Below are 5,274 nucleotides of genomic sequence, written 5' to 3'. Positions count from 1 at the left end.
GGGGTGTTGGTGTGCGGGGTTGATACCGTATATGTTTTTTGATCTTATTGAGGTCATGTTTTTTGGTGTGGTCTTGTAGTTTTTGAAAAATTTGTTGTGGTGTCTGCTGGTTGGGACATTCGTGTGGGGTGCAGAGCATGGGGTGCGTTGGTGTGCCTGGTGTTGTGTGTCCTGATTGTTTTTTGTTTTGTCAGTAGTTCATTGTTTTTTTGAGAGTTATGGGATCATGCGTTTGCTTTTTGTTTTTGTAACGGAGAGTTTGATTCTGGCTCAGGACGAACGCTGGCGGCGTGCTTAACACATGCAAGTCGAACGATGAAGCCTAGCTTGCTAGGTGGATTAGTGGCGAACGGGTGAGTAATACGTGAGTGACCTACCTTTGACTCTGGGATAAGCCTGGGAAACTGGGTCTAATACCGGATACGACCAATCTCCGCATGGGGTGTTGGTGGAAAGCGTTATGGAGTGGTTTTAGATGGGCTCACGGCCTATCAGCTTGTTGGTGAGGTAATGGCTTACCAAGGCGACGACGGGTAGCCGGCCTGAGAGGGTGACCGGCCACACTGGGACTGAGACACGGCCCAGACTCCTACGGGAGGCAGCAGTGGGGAATATTGCACAATGGGCGCAAGCCTGATGCAGCGACGCCGCGTGAGGGATGACGGCCTTCGGGTTGTAAACCTCTGTTAGCATCGAAGAAGCGAAAGTGACGGTAGGTGCAGAGAAAGCGCCGGCTAACTACGTGCCAGCAGCCGCGGTAATACGTAGGGCGCGAGCGTTGTCCGGAATTATTGGGCGTAAAGAGCTTGTAGGCGGTTGGTCGCGTCTGCTGTGAAAGGCTGGGGCTTAACCCTGGTTTTGCAGTGGGTACGGGCTAACTAGAGTGCAGTAGGGGAGACTGGAATTCCTGGTGTAGCGGTGGAATGCGCAGATATCAGGAGGAACACCGATGGCGAAGGCAGGTCTCTGGGCTGTAACTGACGCTGAGAAGCGAAAGCATGGGGAGCGAACAGGATTAGATACCCTGGTAGTCCATGCCGTAAACGTTGGGCACTAGGTGTGGGGGACATTCCACGTTTTCCGCGCCGTAGCTAACGCATTAAGTGCCCCGCCTGGGGAGTACGGCCGCAAGGCTAAAACTCAAAGAAATTGACGGGGGCCCGCACAAGCGGCGGAGCATGCGGATTAATTCGATGCAACGCGAAGAACCTTACCAAGGCTTGACATATACTGGACTGCGTCAGAGATGGCGTTTCCCTTCGGGGCTGGTATACAGGTGGTGCATGGTTGTCGTCAGCTCGTGTCGTGAGATGTTGGGTTAAGTCCCGCAACGAGCGCAACCCTCGTTCTATGTTGCCAGCACGTGATGGTGGGGACTCATAGGAGACTGCCGGGGTCAACTCGGAGGAAGGTGGGGATGACGTCAAATCATCATGCCCCTTATGTCTTGGGCTTCACGCATGCTACAATGGCCGGTACAGAGGGTTGCGATACTGTGAGGTGGAGCTAATCCCTAAAAGCCGGTCTCAGTTCGGATTGGGGTCTGCAACTCGACCCCATGAAGTCGGAGTCGCTAGTAATCGCAGATCAGCAACGCTGCGGTGAATACGTTCCCGGGCCTTGTACACACCGCCCGTCAAGTCACGAAAGTTGGTAACACCCGAAGCCGGTGGCCTAACCCTGGTGGGGGGAGCCGTCGAAGGTGGGACTGGCGATTGGGACTAAGTCGTAACAAGGTAGCCGTACCGGAAGGTGCGGCTGGATCACCTCCTTTCTAAGGAGCTCAACTATTGTTTGGTTGGCCATGCTGCTCGCGAGTGTCGGGTGGGTGGTTTGCTCATGGGTGGAATGTCAGCCCCTTTTTTTTGTTGTTTGTTTTGTTTCACGGTGTTGTGTATGCGTCATCATTATTTTTTCGTGTTGTTCGGGTGCGTTCTTGGGTTTTCGGGTTGCACGCTAGGTGTGGTCTGAGTTTGTGACTGGCTGGTGCTGGTGCTGGGTTTGTTCTCGGTGTTGGTGTTGGTGTGGTTTGTTGTTTGAGAACTATATAGTGGACGCGAGCATCTTCTGGGAACTGCACGGTTGTGTGGTTTCTTGATTCTTCTTTTTCTTGATTGTGTGTAAGTTGTTAAGGGCACACGGTGGATGCCTTGGCATCAGGAGCCGATGAAGGACGTGTGAATCTGCGATAAGCCTCGGGGAGCCGATAACTGGGCGTGGATCCGAGGATTTCCGAATGGGGAAACCTCGCTCATCGTTGTGGTGGGTGACCGCTGGTTGAATGTATAGGCCAGTTGGGGGGAACGCGGGGAAGTGAAACATCTCAGTACCCGCAGGAAGAGAAAATAATAATGATTCTGTTAGTAGTGGCGAGCGAACGCGGATGAGGCTAAACCTGTGGTGTGTGATAGCGGTTAGGTGTTGCATCATGGGTGTTGTGGGAGTTGTTGTGGTGGTTCTAACTGGTCACCGGCGTAGTGCATGATGGTAGGCGAACTGGCTTGGAATGGTCGACCGTAGTGGGTGAGAGTCCCGTAGTTGAAAGTGTTGTGTGTGCGTTGACAATGTCCCGAGTAGCACGGGGCTCGTGGAATCTCGTGTGAATCTGCCAGGACCACCTGGTAAGTCTAAATACTTCCTGATGACCGATAGTGGATCAGTACCGTGAGGGAATGGTGAAAAGTACCCCGGGAGGGGAGTGAAATAGTACCTGAAACCGTGTGCTTACAAGCCGTTATAGCCCCCCTTTTTGTGTGGGGTGGTGGCGTGCCTTTTGAAGAATGAGCCTGCGAGTTAGTGTTTTGTCGCGAGGTTAACCCGTGTGGGGTAGTCGTAGCGAAAGCGAGTCTGAACAGGGCGTTGTAGTGGCAGGATCTAGACCCGAAGCGGAGTGATCTATCCATGGCCAGGTTGAAGCACGTGTAAGAGCGTGTGGAGGACCGAACCCACCTAGGTTGAAAACTGGGGGGATGAGCTGTGGATAGGGGTGAAAGGCCAATCAAACTCTGTGATAGCTGGTTCTCCCCGAAATGCATTTAGGTGCAGCGTTACATGTTTCTTGCTGGAGGTAGAGCTACTGGATGGCCGATGGGCCCGTGAGGGTTACTGACGTTAGCTAAACTCCGAATGCCGGTAAGTGAGAGTGTAGCAGTGAGACAGTGGGGGATAAGCTTCATTGTCGAGAGGGAAACAGCCCAGACCATCAACTAAGGCCCCTAAGCGTGTGCTAAGTGGGAAAGGATGTGGAGTTGCTGAGACAACCAGGAGGTTGGCTTAGAAGCAGCCATCCTTGAAAGAGTGCGTAATAGCTCACTGGTCAAGTGATTCTGCGCCGATAATGTAGCGGGGCTCAAGTACACCGCCGAAGTTGTGGCAATCAGTCTTTGTGGCTGGTTGGGTAGGGGAGCGTCCTGCACGAGGTGAAGCTGCCACGGGAGTGTGTGGTGGATTGTGTGGGAGTGAGAATGCAGGCATGAGTAGCGAATCACGGGTGAGAAACCCGTGCGCCGGATGATCAAGGGTTCCAGGGTCAAGTTAATCTGCCCTGGGTTAGTCGGGGCCTAAGGCGAGGCCGACAGGCGTAGTCGATGGAGAACGGGTTGATATTCCCGTACCAGTGAAGGACCGTCCATACTGATATTGTGATGCTAACCATGCCGATCACGGTGTCATGAAGTTTTTCTTTGTGGTGTTGTGGGGTGTGTGGGACCCAAGCTTTGGAGGTAAGCGTGTTAACAGGTGTGACGCAGGAAGGTAGCCAAGCCACGCGGTGGTTGTCGTGGTCTAAGCGTGTAGGATGACTGGTTGTTAAATGCGCTGGTTGTGTGTCTGAGACGTGATGGGACCCCTTGTTTGTGGGGGGATTTGGTGATCCTATGCTGCCGAGAAAAGCATCGGCGTGAGGTTTTAGCTGCCCGTACCCGAAACCGACACAGGTGATCAGGTAGAGAATACTAAGGCGATCGAGAGAATCATGGTTAAGGAACTCGGCAAAATGCCCCCGTAACTTCGGGAGAAGGGGGGCCCTGAGCGTGATCTGCCCGTGCGGTGGGGAGCGTGTAGGGGTCGCAGAGACCAGGGGGAAGCGACTGTTTATCAAAAACACAGGTCCGTGCGAAGTCGTAAGACGAGGTATACGGACTGACTCCTGCCCGGTGCTGGAAGGTTAAGAGGATTGGTTAGCCCTGTGTGGGCGAAGCTGAGAATTTAAGCCCCAGTAAACGGCGGTGGTAACTATAACCATCCTAAGGTAGCGAAATTCCTTGTCGGGTAAGTTCCGACCTGCACGAATGGAGTAACGACTTCCCTACTGTCTCAACCATGAACTCGGTGAAATTGCAGTACGAGTAAAGATGCTCGTTTCGCGCAGCAGGACGGAAAGACCCCGTGACCTTTACTATAGTTTGGTATTGGTGTTTGGGTTGGCTTGTGTAGGATAGGTGGGAGACTGTGAAGCTGTCACGCTAGTGGTGGTGGAGTCGTTGTTGAAATACCACTCTGGTCAATCTGGATGTCTAACTTCGGGCCATGATCTGGTTCAGGGACAGTGCCTGATGGGTAGTTTAACTGGGGCGGTTGCCTCCTAAAGTGTAACGGAGGCGCCCAAAGGTTCCCTCAGCCTGGTTGGCAATCAGGTGTTGAGTGTAAGTGCACAAGGGAGCTTGACTGTGAGAGTGGCGACTCGAGCAGGGACGAAAGTCGGGACTAGTGATCCGGCAGTGGCTTGTGGAAGCGCTGTCGCTCAACGGATAAAAGGTACCTCGGGGATAACAGGCTGATCTTGCCCAAGAGTCCATATCGACGGCATGGTTTGGCACCTCGATGTCGGCTCGTCGCATCCTGGGGCTGGAGTCGGTCCCAAGGGTTGGGCTGTTCGCCCATTAAAGCGGTACGCGAGCTGGGTTCAGAACGTCGTGAGACAGTTCGGTCCCTATCCGCTGCGCGCGTTGGAGAATTGAGAAAGGCTGTCCTTAGTACGAGAGGACCGGGACGGACGAACCTCTGGTATGTCAGTTGTACCGCCAGGTGCATGGCTGATTGGCTACGTTCGGGAGGGATAACCGCTGAAGGCATCTAAGCGGGAAGCCTGTTTCGAGATGAGTTCTCCTGGCATCCTTTGGGTGTGTGAGGCTCCTTAGAGATGATGAGGTTGATAGGCCGGGTATGGAAGCGTTGTAAGGCGTGGAGTTGACTGGTACTAATAGGCCGAAGACTTATTCACACTAGAGTTGTTGGTGGTGTTTGCGTTCGCTGTATAGTTTTGAAACAACAAGC

Annotated in this window: 2 rRNA genes; both read left to right on the top strand. The window is 53.4% G+C overall.

Going from position 1 to position 5,274, the window contains the following annotated elements:
- Positions 1-247: 247 nt before the first annotated feature.
- A 16S ribosomal RNA gene (locus HMPREF2609_RS00460) occupies positions 248-1,774 on the top strand.
- A 344-nt stretch (positions 1,775-2,118) separates the two neighbouring features.
- Positions 2,119-5,221, top strand: a 23S ribosomal RNA gene (locus tag HMPREF2609_RS00455).
- Together the 16S and 23S rRNA genes form the textbook arrangement of a ribosomal RNA operon.
- Positions 5,222-5,274: the final 53 nt, after the last annotated feature.

The sequence above is a fragment of the Rothia sp. HMSC058E10 genome (genome assembly GCF_001809415.1).
Lineage (GTDB): Bacteria > Actinomycetota > Actinomycetes > Actinomycetales > Micrococcaceae > Rothia > Rothia dentocariosa.
This window is presented reverse-complemented; position numbering and strand designations above follow the sequence as displayed.